This window comes from Blastomonas sp. (assembly GCF_041747255.1).
In the GTDB taxonomy this organism is placed as follows: domain Bacteria; phylum Pseudomonadota; class Alphaproteobacteria; order Sphingomonadales; family Sphingomonadaceae; genus Blastomonas.
This window is the reverse complement of record NZ_JBGTFM010000082.1, coordinates 1-2916: the sequence shown is the minus strand read 5'-3', so window position 1 is coordinate 2916 and position 2916 is coordinate 1. Positions and strand designations below refer to the sequence as shown.

Annotated in this window: 4 protein-coding genes and 1 pseudogene; all 5 read right to left on the bottom strand. The window is 65.5% G+C overall.

Annotated features, from left to right (window positions below):
- Positions 1–428, bottom strand: a 428-nt coding sequence (locus tag ACEW8G_RS02990; protein WP_373486961.1) for an alcohol dehydrogenase catalytic domain-containing protein, incomplete at its 3' end; no start/stop codon positions are given.
- A 160-nt stretch (positions 429–588) separates the two neighbouring features.
- Complete coding sequence (locus ACEW8G_RS02985; RefSeq protein ID WP_373486960.1) at positions 589–1044, bottom strand: methyltransferase; 456 nt, start codon at positions 1042–1044, stop codon at positions 589–591.
- A gap of 15 nt (positions 1045–1059) precedes the next feature.
- Positions 1060–1704 carry a methyltransferase dimerization domain-containing protein gene (locus tag ACEW8G_RS02980; protein WP_373486959.1) on the bottom strand — a complete coding sequence of 215 codons (645 nt, stop codon included), beginning with the start codon at positions 1702–1704 and terminating at the stop codon, positions 1060–1062.
- Positions 1704–2615: an alpha/beta fold hydrolase BchO gene (gene bchO / locus ACEW8G_RS02975; protein WP_373486958.1), complete on the bottom strand. Its 912-nt coding sequence runs from the start codon at positions 2613–2615 to the stop codon at positions 1704–1706. The genes ACEW8G_RS02980 and bchO overlap by 1 nt, the downstream gene beginning before the upstream one ends.
- Positions 2612–2916: pseudogene (locus tag ACEW8G_RS02970) on the bottom strand (magnesium chelatase); the annotation flags it as partial. The gene bchO and the pseudogene ACEW8G_RS02970, both read right to left, overlap by 4 nt.

The window sequence follows — 2916 nt, the reverse complement described above, 5'->3', positions numbered from 1 at the left end:
TCGCCGCCCGCCATGGCATGCAGCGCGGTGGCGGCAAGCGCGAACAACACACCGTCAGCCCCCCATGATTCGTCAATCGGCAACGCACGGGCCGATGGCACCACCAGCCGCCGCGCCGAGCCGCCGAACAGCCCGCGCGCATCGGCAAAGCAGTTGGCGCCAGGAACGAACACCCATTCACCGATTCGCGCCGTGGCTTCAGCCCCAGCGTCAACAATCCGGCCGACCGATTCGTAACCGGGGACCAATGGATAGCCGAGGCCAGGGAAAGCAGGCATCTTGCCGGTGAACAGCAGCTTTTCGGTGCCGGTGCTGATGCCGCTCCACACGATTTCGACGATGACATCGCCCGACTCGGGTGCGTTCAGCTCCAGCGAGCGCAATGCAAGGCGGTTAGGCTGTTCAAAAATGACTGCCATTGCCTGCATTTTGCGCCCTCCCTTGCCTTAAGTATCTTGGGGGACTGTGATGAGACCCCGAAACATGGTGTCATCTTAACTTAACTTCCTATAGTGTCAACCAAAGCTTACACATTTAGATGGATGTCAGGCTGGACATACAGTGCAGCCCTTTTCGGCAGGCAGCCCATCAGGCGGTTGCGACGATCACCCGGGTCACAATCGGCAGGCCAGTGGGCTTTTCGCGCCATCCGGCAAAGCCAGCAGCGCTCACCATCGCGCCGATCTCCTGCGGCGCGCGCGCCCGGCCGGAGCCCATGGCAAGCAAATAAAATCCGAAATAGGCATCGGCCATTGCCTCTGCGCCGCTGGTCCCGGCCATCGGCTCGGCGATCAGCAGGGTGCCCCCCGCAGGCAAGGCGGCGCGTACTTTTTTGAGCAGCGACAGCGCCAGCGCGTCGTCATGGTCGTGCAGAATGCGAATCAACGTGATCAGGTCATAACCATCGGGCACCGGATCAGCGCGAAAGTCACCGGGGTGCGCGCTGACCGCGATCCCCTGCTCTGCCAGCTGCGCCGCGCCCAGCGCAGTGACCGCTGGCAGATCGAACAGGCCAAACTGCAGCGCGGGCGCGACCTTGGCCACCGCCGCAATAAACGCTCACGAGCCGCCGCCGACATCCAGCATCCGCCGGTGCCGATCGAACCGGAAGGCATGCGTCACCTGATCGGCGACCATCGGCTGCGACGCGGCCATCAGCGCCGAATAGGGCGACACCGCTTCCCTGTCGCCGCCCTCGCTGCCATCGCCAAGCGCATAGGGCCAGTATCCGGCAAGAGCTCCCGCACCGTTGCGCTCCCCGCGTAGCAGGCCAAGGGGATCGGCAAGATCGGCATAAAGCAGGTGGTGGTGGCGAATCATCGCGATCGCGCCGGGGTTGCCGGTCAACGCCACACCCTGTTCGCCCAGCATCCAGATATCGTCACCGACACGTTCGATGATCCCCAGCGCCGCCGCCGCGCGCAGCAACCGCGCCGTCGCTGCTGCGTCCAGCCGGGCGATCTGGCCCAGCTCCACGCTGGTGGCAGCGCCCTTGGCAAGCTGCGCGACAATGCCGCCTTCAACGCAGGCGAACAACGTCTGCGAATAGGTGAACCCGGCGATGATATCGAACAATCGCTTTGCCCGCATCCGCGACACGGGCCGAGTCAAGGGAAAGCGCGACGCCCATGACTGGAACGCCGGACGGGATATCACCCGGTTGCGCAAGGCCACCCAGCGCATTCTGAAGCTCTGGTCAGGCATCAGGCGGTGATGGCCGCGTGCTGTGCAGCAAAGTCACTGATGATCGCGGCCAGCGCCTGCGGGTCTTCCTCATGCGCCAGATGCCCGAGCCCCGGCAGATTGCGCAATTCTCCATGCGGCAGTTGCCGCGCCGCGCGCGCCACGGCATCGCCGGGGATGGCGCTGTCATTGTCGCCATGCACCAGCAGCACCGGTGCGGCGACGCTCGGCAGCTCAGTGGATAAGGTCTCGAGGTCCCAGTTGGCCATCATCCCGATGGCTCCGGCACAATGTTCAGAAGTGCGAAACAGCCGCCCGTAAAGATCAATCCCGCGCGCATCGAGCCGCGAGCCGGTGGATTTCGCCAGAAACCGCCCGACCTCGCCATCGGCGCTGGCGCTCTTGGCAAAGATCATCGCGGCGAACGGATTGACGAACAATGCGCGCGCCATCGCCGGGAACAGCCGCGCCGCCAGCCCCGGAAACGGCATCAACGCCGGATTGAGGCCGATGACAGGCGCATCAAGCGCGGTATCGAGCACCAGCCGCAAGCCGATCGCTGCGCCCGCCGAGTGGCCGACGATCACCGCCGGGGGGCCAAGGTCGAGCTTCACCAGCAAATCGCCCAGCGCTCGCGCTATGCCCGGCAGGCTCTGCCCGCCCGCAATTCGGCCGCGGGTAAAGCCGTGACCCGGCATGTCCGGGGCAATCACGGTGAAGTGCTGCGCGAGCAGTGGCATGACATCGCGCCAGCTGTGCGTCGCCGCACCCGTGCCGTGGATCAGCAGCAGCACCTGAGCGTCCACGCCAAGCGCGCCGTCATCCGGCCCCATCACCTGCACATGCCATTCAAGCAGCCCAGAACGGACAAACCGGCTGGTCTCGCGGTTGGGCCAGTCGCGACCCTCGATATCCCAGCGCGGTGCGCTCATGCTGCATTCCCGAATTGCAACGCCGATACGGCGCGCTCCACGACGCGTGCATCCGCGCGCGGCAGTGCCAGATACCGCGCCTGCATCGCGGCGGCAATCGCTGCGGCTTCGGGTTGCGGTCTTGGCGAAATGTCGATCACCACGCCTCCCCAACGCCCTGTGGCAAAACGCCGCGCCACGACCAGCGCATCGGCATTGGCCTTGGGGCGGCCAGGCTGGCCGTCCCGGTCGATATTGGCCTTGCCATCGGTGAGCAAGGCGAGAAATGGCGTGCGCCCGCGCGCGCCCTGCGCCTCGGCCA

Excerpts from the sequence above, each read along its gene's own strand:
- ACEW8G_RS02980 (WP_373486959.1), bottom strand. The coding sequence starts at position 1,704 with ATGCCTGACCAGAGCTTCAGAATGCGCTGGGTGGCCTTGCGCAACCGG.
- bchO (WP_373486958.1), bottom strand. The coding sequence starts at position 2,615 with ATGAGCGCACCGCGCTGGGATATCGAGGGTCGCGACTGGCCCAACCGC.